The organism is Paenibacillus thalictri, from assembly GCF_004307995.1.
Classification (GTDB): Bacteria; Bacillota; Bacilli; order Paenibacillales; family NBRC-103111; genus Paenibacillus_AF; species Paenibacillus_AF thalictri.
The window spans coordinates 179,865-198,982 of sequence record NZ_SIRE01000019.1; the positions used below are offsets into that span (position 1 = coordinate 179,865).

Annotated in this window: 15 protein-coding genes and 1 pseudogene; 1 reads left to right on the top strand and 15 read right to left on the bottom strand. The window is 52.1% G+C overall.

Going from position 1 to position 19,118, the window contains the following annotated elements:
• Positions 1–10 precede the first annotated feature (10 nt).
• From EYB31_RS25410 to EYB31_RS25435, 6 genes are all read right to left on the bottom strand, one after another.
• Positions 11–910 carry a carbohydrate ABC transporter permease gene (locus EYB31_RS25410; RefSeq protein WP_131016233.1) on the bottom strand — a complete coding sequence of 300 codons (900 nt, stop codon included), beginning with the start codon at positions 908–910 and terminating at the stop codon, positions 11–13.
• An 11-nt stretch (positions 911–921) separates the two neighbouring features.
• A complete protein-coding gene (locus EYB31_RS25415) occupies positions 922–1,434 on the bottom strand; it encodes an MDR/zinc-dependent alcohol dehydrogenase-like family protein (protein ID WP_131016234.1) in 513 nt (170 codons plus the stop codon).
• Between the two features lie 624 nt (positions 1,435–2,058).
• Positions 2,059–3,495, bottom strand: a complete 1,437-nt coding sequence (locus tag EYB31_RS25420) for a sulfatase family protein (protein WP_131016235.1) — start codon at positions 3,493–3,495, stop codon at positions 2,059–2,061.
• Between the two features lie 27 nt (positions 3,496–3,522).
• The gene (locus EYB31_RS25425) at positions 3,523–4,392 is read right to left on the bottom strand and encodes a carbohydrate ABC transporter permease (protein WP_131016236.1); all 870 of its coding nucleotides are present in this window, start codon (positions 4,390–4,392) and stop codon (positions 3,523–3,525) included.
• Between the two features lies 1 nt (position 4,393).
• On the bottom strand, positions 4,394–5,383 hold the full coding sequence (locus EYB31_RS25430; RefSeq protein WP_131016237.1) for an ABC transporter permease: 990 nt from the start codon (positions 5,381–5,383) through the stop codon (positions 4,394–4,396).
• A gap of 163 nt (positions 5,384–5,546) precedes the next feature.
• Positions 5,547–6,524, bottom strand: coding sequence for an oxidoreductase (locus tag EYB31_RS25435; protein WP_131016238.1), 978 nt, complete (start codon positions 6,522–6,524; stop codon positions 5,547–5,549).
• A 168-nt stretch (positions 6,525–6,692) separates the two neighbouring features.
• On the opposite strand from EYB31_RS25435, the pseudogene EYB31_RS40980 reads away from it, so the two are divergent.
• Positions 6,693–6,755: pseudogene (locus tag EYB31_RS40980) on the top strand (AsnC family transcriptional regulator); the annotation flags it as partial.
• A gap of 15 nt (positions 6,756–6,770) precedes the next feature.
• Here EYB31_RS40980 and EYB31_RS25445 read toward each other — a convergent pair.
• The 9 genes from EYB31_RS25445 to EYB31_RS25485 form a co-directional block, all read right to left on the bottom strand.
• Positions 6,771–7,496, bottom strand: a complete 726-nt coding sequence (locus EYB31_RS25445) for a sulfatase-like hydrolase/transferase (RefSeq protein WP_240762842.1) — start codon at positions 7,494–7,496, stop codon at positions 6,771–6,773.
• A 104-nt stretch (positions 7,497–7,600) separates the two neighbouring features.
• Positions 7,601–9,151, bottom strand: a complete 1,551-nt coding sequence (locus tag EYB31_RS25450) for a sulfatase family protein (protein WP_131016282.1) — start codon at positions 9,149–9,151, stop codon at positions 7,601–7,603.
• Between the two features lie 157 nt (positions 9,152–9,308).
• Positions 9,309–10,835: an extracellular solute-binding protein gene (locus tag EYB31_RS25455; protein ID WP_131016240.1), complete on the bottom strand. Its 1,527-nt coding sequence runs from the start codon at positions 10,833–10,835 to the stop codon at positions 9,309–9,311.
• A 91-nt stretch (positions 10,836–10,926) separates the two neighbouring features.
• A complete protein-coding gene (locus tag EYB31_RS25460; protein WP_131016241.1) occupies positions 10,927–12,729 on the bottom strand; it encodes a cache domain-containing sensor histidine kinase in 1,803 nt (600 codons plus the stop codon).
• A complete protein-coding gene (locus EYB31_RS25465) occupies positions 12,726–13,742 on the bottom strand; it encodes a response regulator (RefSeq protein WP_131016242.1) in 1,017 nt (338 codons plus the stop codon). Before EYB31_RS25465 ends, EYB31_RS25460 begins: the two co-directional genes overlap by 4 nt.
• Before the next feature lie 156 nt (positions 13,743–13,898).
• Positions 13,899–15,227 carry a sulfatase family protein gene (locus EYB31_RS25470; protein WP_131016243.1) on the bottom strand — a complete coding sequence of 443 codons (1,329 nt, stop codon included), beginning with the start codon at positions 15,225–15,227 and terminating at the stop codon, positions 13,899–13,901.
• A 104-nt stretch (positions 15,228–15,331) separates the two neighbouring features.
• Positions 15,332–15,691 carry a hypothetical protein gene (locus tag EYB31_RS25475; RefSeq protein WP_131016244.1) on the bottom strand — a complete coding sequence of 120 codons (360 nt, stop codon included), beginning with the start codon at positions 15,689–15,691 and terminating at the stop codon, positions 15,332–15,334.
• 12 nt (positions 15,692–15,703) lie between these two features.
• On the bottom strand, positions 15,704–16,621 hold the full coding sequence (locus EYB31_RS25480; RefSeq protein ID WP_131016245.1) for a DUF6772 family protein: 918 nt from the start codon (positions 16,619–16,621) through the stop codon (positions 15,704–15,706).
• 139 nt (positions 16,622–16,760) lie between these two features.
• On the bottom strand, positions 16,761–19,031 hold the full coding sequence (locus tag EYB31_RS25485; protein WP_131016246.1) for an FAD-dependent oxidoreductase: 2,271 nt from the start codon (positions 19,029–19,031) through the stop codon (positions 16,761–16,763).
• Positions 19,032–19,118: the final 87 nt, after the last annotated feature.

Genomic DNA, 19,118 nt, shown 5'->3' on the forward strand with positions numbered 1-19,118 from the left:
CATGTCCCCCCTAGTAGTTAACCCATTTCTTCTGCATCTTCCATTGCCCGACCGTAATTGCAAACAACAGAACAAATAAAAGCCATGCCATCGACGATGCGTAACCCATATTTAAATTAACAAACGCGGTTTTATATAACTCGTAAACGATGATCGACGTAGACGAACTGGGTCCGCCCTGAGTCAGCACATTGATCATATCAAACGCTTTGAACGAAGAAATGATGCCTGTAATTAAAAGAAAAAACGAGGACGGGGAAGTGAGCGGCAGCGTGACATGCACAAATCGGCCCCAGGCGTTAGCGCCGTCAAGTTCGGCCGCCTCGTAATAATCTTTGGAAATCGCCTGCAATCCGGCCATAAAAATGATCAGGTTAAAGCCGATATTGATCCACACCACAATCATCATGACAGACGGCAGCGCGAAATGAATATCCGCCAGCCACAACGGCGGGTCGCTGATCCCGATCGAACGAAGGACGTGATTGACAGGCCCAAGCGAAGGCTGAAACAACAACATCCAGATCATTGAAACCGCAACAACGCTGGAAATGTACGGGAAGAAATAAATCACTTTAAAAAATGATTTAAAATAAACGTATTTGTTGATCATGATCGCCAAAAGCAACGAAATGGCCATACAGACAGGAACTTGCAGCAGAAAGATCAAGTTGTTCATCACCGACTTCTTGAACGTCGGATCACCGGCCAATCGGAAGTAATTGTCAAGTCCGACAAATTTGATCGCTCCCGGTGAAAACCCTTTCAGGAAATTCCACTCCGTAAAGCTTAACAGCAAAGAAATCACGATGGGTATAACCGTCATAAACGTGACGCCAATGATCATTGGCCCGATAAATATATAACCTGCCAGATTGTTTTTCCAATTGCTTGCGTTAATTTCCATCATTGTTAACCCCTTTACATCCAGTTGAACGCGAGTACTGTTTTTTTCCATCCGCGATGTTCGGCCGTTTCTCTCATGGCGGCTGTAAATTGCCGAACACGGCAACTTTTGCCTCCCCGAGATTGTCGACCAAACGGCTTACTGCTTAGCAAGATACCGAACATAACTCCGCAAGCGCGGCAATATCGTCGGGGGACATCTTCCGGCACCGCGACAACGCATTGTTCCGGCAGCACAATACGGTGTTGTGCAAGTCCATCTTTACCGCTGCTAAGAAATGATCCCCGCTCAATAATTGTCCCCCCGGTCCCCGTTTTGTAAATGTGCGGACCGGCTCTCCACGATGGTGCCGTCGCTCTCATGCATAAGAGCCATAGCAGCTTGCGGGCAAGCACCTCCGCTCTGCGCTGACCGGTAAAATACCGCAAATCCGCATGATAAATACTCCCGATATAAGGTTCGACCACAATGTCCCCATTCCCAAGCTCATGAACCAACGATACTTCTTTGACTTCCCCTGGCAGCAAACGCAATGCTCCTGACTGGATCTACGTGCTGGAAGCAAACTGCATGGACACCTTACCTCATCTCCTTTTTCGGCCTGCGGCTTGACGGAAATAATGACAAAGGATATATTTTATCCCTGAATCTCATTATAGATAACGGCGATCCTGCGAATAATGGCTATTGCTTACTACTTATAGTCTATTTTTGACATTATGCGCAGCACAAAAATCCGTCATAGACGGAGAATCCCCTTAGCATAGAGAAGATAGGTTTGGTCATAGAAGATGAGACGAATCCCGCCATAGGCGGAGGAAGTAGATTTATGGCGGGGGATAAGCATTTATGCTCATTCAATCTTTATGCGCGATGTTATCTGTGGTAATATAAAAGTGCAGTTTAACACAAAGGATGCGGTATTATGGTTTTATTATTTCTTTTTCTTTCCGCCCTTTCTGTATATCTTTGCTACCGGTGCTACGAAACGGTACAAGTAGCATTATTTTTACTTGGCTTCTACTCGTGTATCTTTTGGCTCATCTTTGCCGCTAAATGGATAACCGGATAACTTTAAGCATGAGCACGCAAAAGGCACCGTCGACATGGGACGGTGCCTTTTCATATACACGATGATACGCGATGTGAACTTATTTCACAACCGGCAGCTGTCGTGCCGCCTCAGGCACCGGCCACCGCTCAGGCTCGGGAACGTCGACGGCTCTGCCCCATTTGGCAAGCAGATCATGATGTTCTCTTTTTTCTTGGTATTTCTCGACGATCGCCGGGATATCCCAAGACTGATTTAAATATGCTTGGAAGCGATCGGCAATATCCGCTCTGGACAAAATCAGATTGCTGGTTTCGTGCGGATCTTTCCCGATATGAAACAATTGGCTGTGCGCCTCATGAATGGCATAGGCCATATATTTCCAAGCCCCTTGGCGCAGCATACGGCCGGGAATCGGCTGCCCATCCAGTGTATAAATAAATTCACTGATGACCATTCTTTCTTCGTCTTCCGCTTGCTCTCCGGTCAGCATCCCCTTTAAGCTCTTGCCGTCCGGCCTCGGCGGCGTTTCCGATTGAGCGAAATCACATAAGGTCGGGCCTATATCCAAGATGCTGACAGCTTGCTCGACGGTTTTGCCGGCAGCGACGGTATCCCCTGCAAACAGCAGCGGAATTTTCGCCGACCCTTCGTAAAAGGTGCTTTTCCCGATAAGACCGTGTTCTCCCGCTTGCTCGCCATGGTCCGACATGTACGCAAACACGCCCTGCCGGCCGCTGCGCTGCAGATAAGCGTTCCAAGCCTCACGCACTTCGCCGACCTGCCGGTCGACGTTTTCGATCATGCCGTAATAGGCGGCTCGCAGTTGGATCAGGATATCCTCCGTTAATCCGTCATTCCTCATCCCCGACAAAATCGGATGATGATCCGGATACCGATAAGTTTCCGGAATATCGACGATTGCCTTATAATACGAATAAAGCTCCGGCGGGGCCACAAACGTATGGTGCGGGCCATAGGTGCCCACAACGATGCATTGCGGCTTTTCATGGTCGTTATTTAAATATTCCAATGCCGCTTGGATGACCGCTTTATCGTATTCCAGCACAGGCGAAGTTCCGCCGCCGATGATTTTCAAAGCCTGATTGGCCATCGTCCCGACATAAGGCCCCAAATCACTGCGTGCAGCGCCGTATCTTCCCCAAAATAACGGGGTCAGTTCCCCCATAATACGTTTGGTAAACCCGTGCCGCTGATCCTCCCCCAGAAAATGCATACGGCCGCACAGCACCGTCTCATATCCTGCGGCCGCAATGCCATGCAGAAAGGTCGTTTGGTCGCAGCCGACCGCACCTTCGTTGGTGTATACTCCCGTTTTTTCCGGCAGCTGACCGGTCAGCATGGCCACTCTGGAAGCAACGCAGATCGGCGCAGCCGTATAGGCCGCGTTCATCACCGTCCCTTCCTCCGCCAATCGATCCAAATGGGGCGTGCGGACAAGCGGATGTCCCGCAAATCCGGTGTAATTCGCGTGATGCTGGTCGCTTAGAAACAAAAAAATATCGGGTCTGCACATATGCCGCTTCCTCCTATCGTTTGAATATCAGCCTTTAACCGAACCTAACATCATACCTTTGTTGAAATATTTCTGCAAAAACGGATAAACGACAAGCAGCGGAAGCGCGGTGATGATAACAGCCGCCATCTTTACGGCCGGCGTATAACGGAAACCTCCCGAATCCGTCTCCATCGCCGTGGAATTTTCCATCAGCATTTGACGCAAATAAACCTGCAGCGGCCAATCGGCCGAATCGTTCAAGAACAAGATCGCAAAGAAATACGTGTTCCAATTAAAAACGGCATAAAATAAAGTGAAGGTGGCAATCGACGGCATCGACAACGGAAGGACGATGCGCCATAACAATCTCCATTCGGAGCATCCATCGATGCGCGCCGCTTCTTCCAGCTCGGACGGAATCGACTGAAAAAAACTTCTCATCACGATCAGGTTAAAAGGAGCGATTGCCGTGTTGAGGTACAAAGCCCAATAGCTGTTGATGAGTCCCAGCTCTTTGACTACAAGATAGGTTGGAATCATCCCCCCGGCAAAAATCATCGTAAACAAGACCAGGAAATTCAGCACCCGCCGTCCCTTAAGCCAGCTTTTGGACAAGCCGTAAGCCATCAGGCTGGTGAGCGTAATGTTAATCGCTGTACCGACAACCGTAATCGTCACGGCATTGCCGAAAGCTTGGGTAAAATTCCGGTTACTTAATAAATATCCGTAAGCCTCCGCCGTCCATTCCTTAGGGATTAAAAAAAATCCGCGGCTGACAAATTCGTGCTCGGTTGCAAAGGAACTTGCAACAACGTAGATGAATGGAGCGAGAATACACAGCAAAGCGATCAGCAGCACGCCGTATAGGATCGATATAAACAGCGGATCTTTCCCTCGCGAATCAAACGTGTTCATGTCAGTAAACCCCCTCTTCTCCGGTTTTTTTGGACCATCGATTCGCAATCATGATCAGTACCAACCCGATCACCGATTTAAACAGCCCCACCGCCGTCGTATAGCTGAATTCTCCTTGCAGCACGCCGGTGCGGTACACATACGTATCGAACACGTCGGAGACGGACAAATTCAAGGAGTTTTGCAGCAAATAAATATGCTCGAACCCGATATCCATCACATGACCGAGCCGCAGTATAAATAAAATAATGATCGTTGATCTCAGCGCCGGCAGCGTAACGTGCCACATTTGCTTCCAGCGGTTTGCCCCGTCGACGACGGCCGCCTCATATAACGTAGGGTCCACGGAAGCCAGCGCCGCAAGGAAAATCACCGCGTTCCAGCCCGCTTCTTTCCATACATTTTGAAGCACATACAAGATGCGGAAATAGTCCGGATCGGTCATGATCTCAAGCCGGGCCAATCCCGAACTGGCCAGCGCCTTATTGACCGCCCCCTCCTGCGTCGCGAACAAAACGATCGTAATGCCGACGACAACGACCCACGACAGGAAATGCGGCATGTAAATCGCGGTTTGGACGAATTTTTTGAACCACTGCATCCGCACTTCATTTAAGACAACGGCAATCAGAATCGGCGCCGGAAAAAATAAAAATAAATTCAATGCGCTTAAAATTAACGTGTTGCCGAGCAAGCTCCAAAAATCCGCTTCCCCAAACAACCTCTCAAAGTGAGCGAAGCCCACCCACTCGCTGCCGGTAATTCCGGCAAACGGATTATAATCCTGAAATGCAATAACGATGCCGCCCATCGGCAAATAACGGAAGATGAGAAAAAACAGCAATCCCGGTATAACCATCACATATAACGGAAACCCTCGCTTCCATTCTTTCCATGCGCTTTTTTGCAACGCCCCCGTTGGTGCCGCCGCAACTTGAACTACGGACTCCTGCTGCACGTTTAACCCCTCCTGCAAATCCTTATTTGACATGGTTTTATCTTAAGGGCATCACTCCCCATTGTCGTTACACAATCGTCTGATTTCCTATACTGGGTTTGTACGGTTATTCAACTGCAAAAAAGGTGAACTATTCTCCGACAAACGGAAAAAGGACGAGCAAGCTCGTCCGACTCATTGTATGGCGACTATGTTCTTATTGGGCAAGCAAGTATTCAGCAAAGTCCGGATCCTCCAGCAGGGGAGTGCCGATAGCTATACAGTCGGCAAGTCGATCATCAAGGATGCGCTCTGCAAGACTGCGGCTATGGATTTTGCCCACGGCAATGACCGGAATTTGAAAATGCGGCTTGATCGCCGCCGCGTGCGGCAGCTGGTAAGCCGGGTAAACGTCATTGGGACGCAGCGGAAGAAGTCCGCCGCTGGAGACATGAATCGCGTCCAGCTGCGGCTCAAGCGGCTTCAGCATTCGCGCCCACTCCTCCGGAGTAAGTCCTCCCGCGCAATAGTCCGTTGCGGAAATTCGCACGATCACCGGATAGTTCCGTCCTACCTCTCCCCGAACCGCATGAAGAACCTCCTTCAACAATCTCGCCCTGTTCTCGGTGCTTCCGCCATAGGCATCTTCCCGTGCGTTGGATAAGGGCGAAGCGAACTGATGAAGAAGAAAGCCGTGGGCCGCGTGAAGCTCGATTCCGTCAAATCCTGCCTCCAAGCTGCGCTTTGCCGCCGTTCGATAGTCCCCGATAACTCTGTCGATGCCTTCCGATGTAAGCGCAGCGGGTGTTCCGTAATGATCGTCGAACGCAATCGCGCTTGGCGCAATCAACGAGCGGGTTACCTGGGGCGAAGATTTTCTGCCTCCGTGCGACAGTTGTACGAAAATCGGCGTCCCCTGCTCGTGAACGGCATTTGTCATTTTCTTTAGCGGCTCCACGTGGCGATCCGTGAAAATGCCGATATCGTTCTCCCACAGTCTCCCGTTGGGCGATACGGCAGTGGATTCAGCGATCACAAGCCCCACATGGCGCGCCCTCCGGCCGTAAAATTCAATGTGATGGCTGACGGCAAAAGCTTCGGAAGTTCCCTTGTACTGCTGCATCGGCGCCATAACCAACCGGTTCCTGAGGGTGACTCCGCCCAACGTTATCGGGGCATGCAGACTTATTGTCATCTTGTATTCTCCTTTGTGTTGGAATACGATCATTTTATAATGGAAAATTGCATATTGACATATTATTATTAAGTATATACACCAATTCAACCTTATTAATTAAACTAATATTAATAATCAACCTAATTATTTAAGGAGGAAATAATAATGGATCAAGTCGATGTAAAAATGCTCGAATTATTGCATGAGAATGCGCGGATACCCGTCGCCGAAATGAGCAGACAAATCAATATGTCTCAGCCGGCCTTAACGGAAAGACTTCGCAAGCTGGAAGACCAGGGCACGATCTCCGGCTATCGCGTACAACTTTCTCCGCCTAAGCTTGGCATGCATTCCTCCGCTTTTGTACTGTTCCGGACGAACCGCTGTCCCGATTTCATTGCTTTTTGCGAGAAATCTCCAGTGGTCATCGATCTGCTCCGGATCCGTGACGGCTGGAAGTACCGTGTCCGGACTGTAATGGTTTCGAATCATGTCTCCCCACATGCTGCTTTCGTGCGTCAATAGATGATTAAATACGGCGAAGAATGGCTGTCCCGGCTCGCGGTGGCGCCAATGTGCCTGTTTCCCGTCTTCGTCCCATGCGGTTAGTGGTGACGGAAACTGGTAGTCCGTCTTGAAATTGTTCGTGCAAAAATATCCGTCCGCCCGCAAATATTCGGTAAACGTCTTCACATAAGCGGGCGGCACCGCATAATAAGGCGTCGGCAGCTCCGGCGTATGTTTATTGACGTGTTCAGTGCGCATATGTTGTGCCCCGATCGACGTCGGGTACATGCCGGTAATAATCGCGGAGCGGCTGGGAGAGCACACGCCCGCCGTAGAAAATGCATTCGGGTATATCGTGCCTTCCGCCGCCAGATTGTCGATGTGAGGGGTCCGCGCCAGCGGATCCCCATAACAGCCGAATCTCGGGCTCGTATCCTCCAGCGAGATCCATAATATATTTGGTCTTACCACATTGCTTTTCATCCCGATCCATCCCTCCTTGAATCCTGGTACATTCCTTTTGGAGCCTCTTCCATCTCCTCCATATACCCGTGTGCCTGTATCCCGATCCATCCCTCCTTGAAACGTCACTTCCCGGCCATTTTCGCTCCGATCTTGGCTTGCATGCGCCCGAGCACTGGAGCTTTCGGCTCCGCCGGAAACTCCTCCGGATGCCTGCGCACCAGCTCGGGTACAAGATGCCCTCTGCCCGTCTCTTCAAGCCGCTTGGTATATTCCTGCAGGTAACCCCGGGCATGGAACGGACCGCCTTCCCGAATAACGGTCCATAACGGATCGACGGCATCGCTGTTGAGGCGCATCATGTTGTCGTGCCACTGATTTAAATAATAAACCGCTTCGTGGCAAATTGCTATATGTTGTGCCGCCACATTAAACTGCTCTTTTGGATCCTCGGCCAAATTGTACAGCATCTCCTCGTCAAACAAATGGAAGCCGTCATGGTAAGTACGTATATACATCCAGTCGCGGAAGCGGACGGACCGCTGCGCAACGTGTGCGCATTGAGAAACGACCACATAATCGCGCCCGCAATCGGTTCCTTCTTTAAGCGCCGGGGCGTAGCTCCGCCCGTGCCAATCGGGAATCGGCGGACAATCCAGCATCTCCGCAAGCGTCGGCAGCAAATCAAGGTGGTAATGCAAACCGCCGTCGACGCTTCCCTGCTGCATGCCCGGCCAGCGGATAATCATCGGAATCCGGCAGGTGCCTTGGTCGGCGGTAGCATGTTCTCCGTAGATGCCGAGCTGGCCCATATTTTCCCCGTGATCCGCAGATATGATGACGATTAGATCGTCCATAACGCCTTGCTCTTCCAGCGCCGCAAACAAACGGCCTAGATGCTCATCCATATAACGGATGCCGCAGTCATATCCGTCGATCATCGTTCTCATCGCATCCATATCCGGTATATCGCCCGGATGACGCGGGAAATTCGGGTTTGTCTCATTGTTGTATTTTTTATTCCGGTGGTCGATATTCAGCTCATGCACGCTATGAGAGCCAACCATCGTCTTATGTCTTTCCAGCACCTCTTCAGTCAGCCAGTCGGGGAGCGGTTCATGCTCGAACGGATTGCCGAATTCCATCGGCGCGCGGTAAGGCGTATGCGGATCCCAATAATTAATGTACAGGAACCAGTTGTCCCGGCTGGCGTTGCGCGCTACCCAATCGAGCGCCGCCGGCGTTACGTGTTCGGCGGATTCGTTGCCGTATCTGCCCGTATTCATGATTTCGTTAAAGCCCGCGTAGAAATGAAAGGTTGAATGTCTCTGGGCAAAAGGACTGATTAACACCGTATGCAGATCAGCCCCAAGATTCAGGAACGACGGAAGCGCTCCTCCCCGGGTCAGCTTGCCCATCAGCTCGCGTTCGGTGCCTTCCAGCTTCATATCTCCGGCTGTCCCGCCGTGACCTACAAGACCGTTGACGATGCCGAATTTGCCGCTCATCAGCGCTGTCCGGGACGGGGCGCACGGGGCGTCGGACGTATAATAATTGGTAAACCGCACGCCTTCCGCCGCCATGCGGTCGATATTCGGCGAAGTGTTCCGGTGATAACCGTAACATCCCAAATGATCCGGGCTGGTTGAATCCAAATCCAGAAACAATATTCTCATCGGTTGTCTCAGCTCCATAACATAAATTTTTTCAGCATACAGCATGATCATAAAGGCTGAACAAGCCGAAGTCGTTATCCGATCGTCTGATTTGCGATACAAAAATCCCCGAGTCCGCGTGCGTACCGCCTGCAGATTCGGGGATTTCACGAAACCGTTATTCCGTGTAAGATTTATTGATTTCTTCGGCAATTTTGCTGCCGCCGTTCGCCAGCCAGTCCTGGGACGCTTTTTCAATCGCGGATACTGGTTCGCGGCCCATAATGATTTTGGACACCGTCTCCATAAATTTAATGTTCAGATTGGCTCCCGCGCGGTTTAACGTATCGGATTCGAGCCCTGCTCCTTTATTCGGCCATTTGTGCTTTTCATTATTGGCAAACATGTCGCGGATCATCTTATGTTGGGCAGGGTCTTCCCACTTGTACATTTGGATGCTCGGGTCAAACGGGCGGAATATCCAGTTGTTAAGCAGATTTTGGCGATCCTTGTCCGCCGCCTCCAGCTTCTCATATTTATCTGCGGATATCTTTTTGTAATGAACGCCTTCAATTCCGTGCTTGATGAAATCCGAGCCCTCCGGGGACAGGAAATAATCTAGGATCATCAAGATACGGCGCTGCTTCTTCGGATCGATTTTGGCGTTAATGACATTTTTGTCGAGCATGTCCAAGTTTTGCGTCCCGGTCAAGCCTGTAGGCCCTTTGGGCGGATCGATAGCGGTGATTACGGCCTCCGGCGCCAGCTTTTTGGTAGCGTTCAAATGATTGTTCCAATCGTTAGGATTGAGGTAAGCAAAGCCGACTTTGTTGCCCTCGAACTTCTCCACCGTCGACCTGACTTTGTTCACGCCGAAGTCTTTATCAAGTACGCCCTCGTTATAAGCTTTGTTCATGAAGGTCAGAAACTGCTTCCATTCCTCCACTTGCGTCTGGTAAGGAATCAATTTGCCGTTTTCTTCCTTCCATTGGTTGGCTAAGCCAAAGCCGGCCATGAGGAATTCAATGTCGCGAATCGTATTGGTCGTCGTTTCGATATAAAACGAAAACCCGGTCGTATCCTGCTTCCCGTTGCCGTCGGGATCCTTGGCAGCAAACGCCTTCGCAACTTCATAAAACTCGTCGATCGTTTTAGGCTGCGGCAATCCCAGCTTTTTCAGCCAATCTTCCCGTACGGATAACGTATCTCTGGATTGTGTCAAATAATAAGGAAAACCCAGCACCTTGCCTTTCGGGTTCAAAGGATTAAGCGCGTCCTTCGGAATTTTTGCCAAATTCGGATATTCATTTAACATCGGTGCCGCATCCAAAAATAAACCTTGCTTCTTCCATTTGTTAAATTCGGGACTTAGGACCAGAAACATGTCGGGAAAATCATTGGACGCCGCCAGCACGTTCAGCTTCTCTTTATAATTGGCGGCAGGCACCCATTGGATTTTCAAATCTACGTTGAACTTTTTGTTCAGTTCCTTAATCATCGGGTGATCGTCCGGCCAGCCGCCGCCTTGATACGAACGCGCCATCCAGGTTATGGACAATTTTTCGTTCAAATCGGCGTTTGCTGCGGTCTTTTCGCCGGCCTTTGGGGCGGATGCATTGCCTGCTGCGGCATCCGGCTTGGAGCAGCCGATAACGCTGCCTGCCGAAAGCAATAGAGCACACGCAACCAATAGATTCTTTTTCATAATGTTCCCCTTTCACTTGCAGTATTGTGATGGTTCTTACTTATCATAGGGGAATCAAGGTTCGATTGGCTTTACACGATTGTATGATTTGTTAACTTGGCACGCTCATAGGGATGCGGATCGACACGACGGTACCGCGGCCGGGAAAAGAAGAAAGGGTGATTCCGTATCCTTCTCCGTATTTTAGTAACAAGCGGGTGTGCACGTTCGCCAAACCCAGCGATTCCGCTTGCGGCTGTTCATGCCCTCTCCCGTTTTCAGCAAGCTCGTTTAACCTTGTTGTCACTTCCGCCAGCTTGGACTCGGACATGCCTTCCCCGTTATCGGCGATTTCGATAATCAGATCATTCTCGTCATCGTAGGCGCTGACGATGATTGCGGCATTGCCGCCACGCGGCTCAACTGCGTATTTCACCGCATTTTCGACAAGCGGCTGAACGGTAAGTTTGACAAGCCTGCACTCGTAGAACTTGGGGTTTACGGTAAGGCGGCTCTGAAATTTCTTCGGAAAACGAATGTGGGTAATCTCCAAATATTTTTCGAGAATATCCAATTCTTCCTTCAGCTTCACTTCGTTGTCGGATATTTTCGCGGTATAACGGTACACATCGGCCAAATTGCCGGCCATGCTGACGATCATTTCATCGTTATGGATGTAACCGATGCTTTTGATCACATCCAGCGAGTTATACAATAAATGGGGGTTGATCTGGTTTTGCAGCGCTTGGATGTACGCTTCTTTCTGGCGCAGGCGGGCGTGAATTTCCTGAACCTTCAAATCGGAGATCGTATTCAGCTGGTCGTTCAGTTGTTCGACCATTTTATTAAAGCTGTAATTCAGCTTCTGAAATTCATTGCGGCCCTGATGAAACTCCGCTCGGGTCTCGTAATTGCCCTGGAATACTTTGTCCATGTTGATCTTTAGATGAAGCACGGGATTAACAAACAAGTCGGAGACACGCGGAACGAGCAAAATCACGATGATCCCCAGCAGAAGCGATGCAAGCATCGTTGCATTCCTGGCCGTATAGAGGCCGCTGGCCATCTCGTCAAACGGAACGATGGCGACCACCTTCCAACCCGATACTTTGGAGCTGCTTGTGGACACCAGCACCTTTTTGCCGCCAACCGACTGCGTATTAACGCCCCCCTCTTCCGGCATGTTAATGCCTCCAAGCGGCGTGTCCGAGAGTTTACGCCCCAGCCAGCTTTTGTCGGAGAAATAAACCACGGTATTGTCCTGTGACAGCAGCATAAACTGCCCGGTCTCCCCTAGCTTGGAGCGCTCCAAAGTAGCCTCAATCTCTTTAAGCGACAAATCGATCACGACGGAACCGATCGGTTCAAGCGTCGTGTGGCTGTACACCGGCGTAATCATGGAAACAACGGACATGCCGGTCTGCTGCGGATAAGTGATCGTATGTGTCGGCAGCAATATTTTTTGCTCGGAAAAAGGCACCTTGTACCACGGCTCGGAAGCAAAAGCCGAATCCGCCGAATAATATATCCGGGTGGCCAGCACCCGATTGTCCAATGACTTGAGAAACAGGCCGGCCACTTCATTGTAGTTAAATGCGACATTTCTCCGCAGCATCGCTTCAATATCATCCGTATCAAAAGCCGTCAGCTTGCGGCTGCCGTCAAACCAAGTCTGAATCAGCTCTTCGTTCATCAACGTTTTTGTCGATTTCGACAGCTGCTCGAAGTAAAACTCAATATGATGGTTGAGCCGCTTGGTCGCTTCGTCGGTAACCGTATGGAAATCCTTCTTGACCGCGTTGCTGTAATTGATATGGGAGACAAGGCCCATGATGACAATTGAAATCAAGCTGATCCCCAGAAACAACACGACCATACTCCATTTGGTAGGAAATCGCATCCACAGCCGTCTCATATGCCCATACCTTTTCGGAACTCGTTTGGCGATAAGCCCGTTATGTTTTTGAACACTCTCGTGAAATAAGGCACCGATGAAAAACCGACCATATCGGCCACCTGGTATATTTTGAGATCGGGCTCCAGCAGCAGCTGCTTTGCTTTATCGATGCGGATGCGGTTCATGTAATTCACGAACGAATCGCCTGTATGCTGCTTAAACAAAGCGCTGAAATGCGAGACGCTGAGCCCCACCGTCTCAGAAATGTGCGACAAACTGATTTCCTGCATGTAGCGCTTTTCCGCATAATCGCACGCCTGCTTGATAATAAGCCGGAAGGACCGCTTATGATCTTGGCTTTGGCTCATTTTGCACCATAATTCCGTCAACCGCTGAATATGCTTTTTGAACGTCTCTTCTTTTTCCTGCTCAATTGTGATCTTCTCGTAATCCGGATAAAATGTTTCCAGCAATTCGTTCAGCTTTCCCGCCAAAATGCGAAGCAGTCCCATTCTGAAACTGGGGTGGCATTGGCGGTTTTTGACGATCGATTGGGTCAGCTGTGCTTGCTCCGTATTCAATTGCTGCGGATCCATACTTTGAATCTGATCGATAAAAGCTTGAATCTGCATCAGCTGTTGATGTATGGGTTGAAGCAGCTCCAGCCTGTGAATCGATCTTTGCAGAGCCTCTTGCAGCATTTCGGGACGGACCGGCTTGAGCAAATATTCCGAAACCCCGTACCGGATGCCCTGCTGCGCATAAGAGAAGTTATCGTATCCGCTGATGATGACGCTTACAATCGGAAGCTTCGTCTCATCGATCTGTTTGATTAACGACAGCCCGTCCATCTGGGGCATCATGATATCGGTAATCAGCACGGACGGATGCAGTTCCTGAATTAAATTCCAAGCTTCGGTTCCGTTTTCGGCTTCCCCGACGACTTTAAAGCCGCCGCCGATCCGGTCGATCATTTCAACAAGCCCGCTGCGTATCCAATGCTCGTCTTCGGCCACTAATACGTGGTACACCTTGAAGCACCTCCTTGTTGTCTCTACTACTTCTGGGTCGGGCCCGAATATCCTGCAACCGGATCGCCGGCCGTAGTACGCTACATTATCCGATCTTCTGAAAACTTGTCCAAAAATGAAAAAGAAGACGAGAACCTCTCGCCTTCTTAACTGCAATCATTTGCTATTTTGGCCCCATCTGCTTTCCGGATCCTGGATAGCCTGGCGTGTGAATGCGCCCGTTGCCTCCCACCAATCTTCCACCATGTGCCGCAGTCGGATTCGAGACTGTTCGGCCTCCTGCTTGCCGGCCACATTGACGATTTCATCCGGATCGTTGCGCAGATCGTACATCTCTTCCATTTGATCGTCCAAATAATAAACGTATTTCCATTCCGCGGTTTGCACGCCGATCATCGGATGATGGCCCCAATAAGCTTTATAGTGTTCGAAAAATACGTGTTCCCCATCCGGAGGAGCATCGCGACCCAGCACCGGGAGCAGAGAGCCGCCCTCGCATTCCTCGGGCACCGGAATACCTGCCGCATCCAGCAGCGTGCCTGTCACCGCGGAAGTCGAGAGCAGGTCGGGAATCACTTTTCGTTTAGGCTCTTGCCCGGGCACATACAAAATCAGCGGCACGTTGTAAAGCTCCTTGTACGGCAGCACCCCCTTCAGACGCAAGCGGTGGGCCCCCTGCATATCGCCGTGATCACTGGTGAATAAGATAACCGTATCCTCCAGCATTCCCTTCGCTTCCAGCTTATCCATCAAGCGCCCCAAGTACGAATCCATCAGCGCCAGCATGCTGCGATATTTCTGCGCATCTTCGCGAACGATGTCCTCGCTTAGACTTGATTCCCCGGTCGCCGAACGCTCCTGCTGAAACGGCGGTTTGCCGGACAAATCGTCTTCATAAAAGCTGCCCGGGACCGGCATGTCTTCAAGCGGAAACCGCTCCGCGTAACGGCCGATCCGCTCGAACGGTACGCCGCGCTGCGGCGTATTGGGATGGGGCATATACCAGCATAGCTTCATAAAAAAATGTTTGCCGCCATCATAGTCGTCCAAATAATTCAATGCCTGCGTTGTAGTCAGCGCATCTTGATGGCTGTGGTACCGCGGATCGGGGTTGGCCCCGGCGAGATCAAGCCCGTCCAAGCGATAATCGGTCACCTGAAAATCATGATCTGCCGGTGACAAGCCCAAATGCCATTTGCCGAAATATACGGTTTCAAAGCCGGCACGGTTAAACTCTTTGGCGATCCCCCAATCTTGCGGATCAAGCACATGGCCGATTTGGTAAACCCCAACCTGATGCGGAAATTTGCCCGTCATCCAGCTGGCGCGCGATGGCGAGCATTGGGCGGATGTGCTGATCGCCCCGGTAAACCTGACGGACCGGTCAGCCAGCTTGTCGAGCCGAGGGGTATAATAGCTGGGGTCGGCACAGCCCATGGCGCCGGCTTGCTGCTGATCCGTAGAAATCATAATGACGTTTCTCAACCGAATGCCTCCTTTGTTCTTTTCGATACTTTTACTTTAAGCGATCGAACCGAACAATGCGTTGCACAATCGGATGATTTCTTACACTTATAGGCTGTTGCCCCTCATTCCTTGAGCGCCAAATAAATGATCAGCTTAACCGATGGCGGAGCTTCGGCATCGCCGCTGCCGATGAATGCGCCTTTCAGCGCAAGCCAATGCCCGAAATTGTCCGGTGTCGGCAGTGTAACCATTCCCGGCCCCGGCCCGTTTATCGTAAGCCCGGCGCACTCCGCATCGCACCAAAATAGACCGTCCGGCGACAGCTGCGGCCTGACATGGAGCGACGTTCCCGGCGTCATATCCAGGATGCGGATAAACCAGCGCGCTTCTTTGGCCCAGCCGGTTTCGTAAGGTTCGGTAATGAAGTTTTCGGTCAACGTGACGTTTCTTTCGACAACTGCGGTAAACGACCGGTTCAGCATGGTGTCTCCCTCCTACCAATCGACTGACACAACAATCGAATCGAGATATAAAAAATTTCTCACCTGTTTATGAGTTCGCACATCTACACAAAAATTCATCAGCTGCTTGACGCCGACATAAGCGTGCTCATATTGGGGCACTTCAATACCACGCAAGTCCATTGTCAAGTCGTTGACCTGCAGCTCGACATTGCAGCGTAGCTCCGTATCGAACACCCAGCGCAAATAATGCCAATTTACCTTGGTCGGCACCTCGTTGTAGCACAGCTGCTGAGCGCCTCCCGGCACCTCCGCCCAATCGTCCGGGTGGATCACATGATAATCGACCGGAGGCGGCACCATCTTGGCCCGCTCCATCTTAGCCGTCGGCTGCACCGACGTTTTGTACATCCATTTCTGCACCAGCTCGCCCTTACCGTTTGTGTTCACATAACGCAGTGCGCAGTGATATCTTCGGCCGTCTGCTCCTTCGCTTACATCGTTGGAAATGGTGAACTCGCCGAAATCCAGCTCCGACGGATCGAAGTTCCCGTCCCACACCGCCCCATCTTCACGCTCGCGAAACATTTGCTCGGCCTTGTACGTGAAATACGTTTCAAACTGGATACGTCCCTTCTGTGGCAGTGTCAGCCGCTTAATCGCCTGGCTCATGTGCAGCGGCTTCGGGCGGGTCGCCAGCTTCAGACTGTACGTCCCCTCCATGGAGCCGTGTGTGCCGATATCGAAAAAATTGCAGCTGCTGAGCTGGGGCGGGCGGCAGTCCGCTATGATCGACCGCACCTGATCCAAATTGCCGTCATGATTGCCGATCAGCTCACACCAGCCGTTCATGCCTTCGTCAAAATCGTCGTAGAACAAAATACGCCGCAGCGGGTTAAACTTGCTTAGCTTGCGGTCCGCTTGCAGCATCGCTTTGCGGATATCGCTCATTGTGTTTCCTCCCCGGTAAAACGGAATTGTTGTGGCGCAAGTACCTTAAGTTAACAATAAGGAAAACCCGCAGCTCCGACATCAAGTTGCCATGCCAACAAGAAAACCCGCAGGAGCTTTGTTCCCGCGGGTTCGCCGATTAACGCACGCGGACCGAATACACCTGCGCGCGATTCAGGCCGTGCGTGCCGAGCACTTCGAGGCGCAGCTGGCCGATCGCCGCCGGGCCGTCTTCGAGCCGGTGCAGCCGGTTGCGGCGGTAGTTGTTCCGTTCCTCGGCCAGCACACGCCACGGCTCATCAGCCGAAGCGCGGCCCAGCAGGCGGTAATGCCGCACCAGCGCCGGTATCGTATGACGCGGATCGGATTCTTGGGCCGTGCCCGCATAAGCGATTGGGTTCAAGTTGATGTCCAGCGAGCTGTCGAAAAGCAGCTGCACTTCCTGAACCGGCCGCGCCTGCTCCCAAGCAAGCTCCAGCCACTCCGGAACGGCGAAATCCGTCGGCTGCGAGCTCCACAGGCAGGGCAACCCGACGGGGCGGTCCCAACCGCCAACGGCATTAGCTGCCTCGTACGCGGGCTGAGCGGGAGATACCGCAAAACATAATGTCTGATAAGGCGATCCTAAACTCCGGTTAAACATCCAGTTGCGGTTGGCGTGAATTTCATGCGGCGGCAGCCCGTACATATCTTTCACCCCGACAGGCGCGGATCCCGCATAATGGGCGCAAACGGCGGGATTGCGCTTCAGCACTAGAAAGTGCCAGCCTGCTTGCCCTGCAGCCGCTGCCACCGGAATTTCTGCAAGCAGCCGCTCTCCTGCGTCTAGTGCCAAGCGGCCGGAGGTCAGCAGCGAATCTTCCGCCGGCACATTGCCGTCCCCTTTTGCTCTGCCGTACACCTCATACGCCAGCTCGGTTGCTTCGCTGGCGTCAAGCAGCAGCGTCAGCGTCTCCAGCCGCTCTGTGACAACCGGGAACATCTGCAGCAGGTCGTTGTCCAGCCGCTTCACGCCGGCGGAATCCATCCATTCGCCGAGCACCAGCTCGGACGACGCCGTCACCTGCGCTTGCCCGGCAACGTTGGCCGCAGCCGCATACGGCACCCCGGCAATGTAATGGTCGCGTTCCAGCAGCTGTTGCTGGAGCCCGGCCAGCTTGCCGGCCGGAAGCAGCTGCTTGGGCAGACAGCCATCGCGGCTGCACATCGCCGCAGCGGCGCCAACCGCTTCGCCCAGCTGGCCGCAGGTCAGCATGACACGGGTCGTGGACAAGGCCACATGGCTTGCGCTGATGTTGCGGCCGGCGAAAAACAAGTTTTCCACCTTGACCGAATACAAACAGCGCAGCGGCACGTTATAAGGGGCGTCGTGGAACACATGATACGTTGTTGGTTTCTCGCCGAAAATTCCGGTCGAAGGATGATCGTCATAACCCCAGCCGCCGTAGGCGACAGCATCGGGAAACACGATGCCCGAATCGAGGTCGACCTGGGTGAGCAGATGCTCCCCGATCAAGCGCCGGCTCTCGCGTTTGCCTGGCACGGTACCTACCCAATCAAGCACAAAGGTGCTTAAATAATCTTTCATGGACGAGCGGTTTTTTAAATAATCCCACATGGCGTAAACGACCTGCAGCAGCTCGTCTTTGATCCGGTTCGTATCGTGCACGGGATCGTACAGCGCTCCCCATTCGATCCACCAGTAACCTCCGTGATCGCGCCGGAACGATTGAATCGGCCGATACGGGCCGAAGTCTTCTTCGTTAAACGTGAAGCTGACCCACTGCGGTTTGACGAAAGGCACAGCCACACCCGCATCTTTCGCCCGAAATTGCATACTGCTGCCCATGCCTGTCGCCACCGCTTCCTCCGGAGCCAAGCTTTCGCCGAATTCCGCCCGGCTTTCGGCGCCGGTGCGGAACGGCGCTCCCGCCAGACAGCCGACGGTGGCATCTCCCGTACAGTCGCTGAACAGCGGGGCATGAAACGTATGCCACGTCTCCGCGCCAATCGTGTATCCTTTGACCGATTCGATCCGCGTGCCTTCCGCGTTCATCTGTACCTCAACGATCGATGTGTTCAGATAAACGTCAAGATCGGGTTCTTTTTTAACCAAATCGGTTAAGGTCAGGTCCCAGTATTCCGGCGTGCGTGTCGGATTGCGGTATAGATTCTCCAGCAGCAGCTCCTCCATCAGCCCGGTTTCGCGGCCATAAGCGTAGTTGCCGTCAATGGAATGGGCGCCGACCATCGGCACCTGAATTTCCTTGCTGCCGACTCCGCCCAATACAGGCCGATCCTGCACCAGCGCCGTTTTCAAACCAAGCCGGGCCGCCGTTACGGCTGCCGCTACGCCGGAAATGCCGCCGCCGGCCACCACAAAATCATACTGATGCTCCAAATATCTCATCTCGTCCTCCCTTTCTTATACGCAATGATTCACTCATGCAGCGTTCACTTCTTCAGCGGCCTCACTCCCAGCGCTATTTGCGGCGGT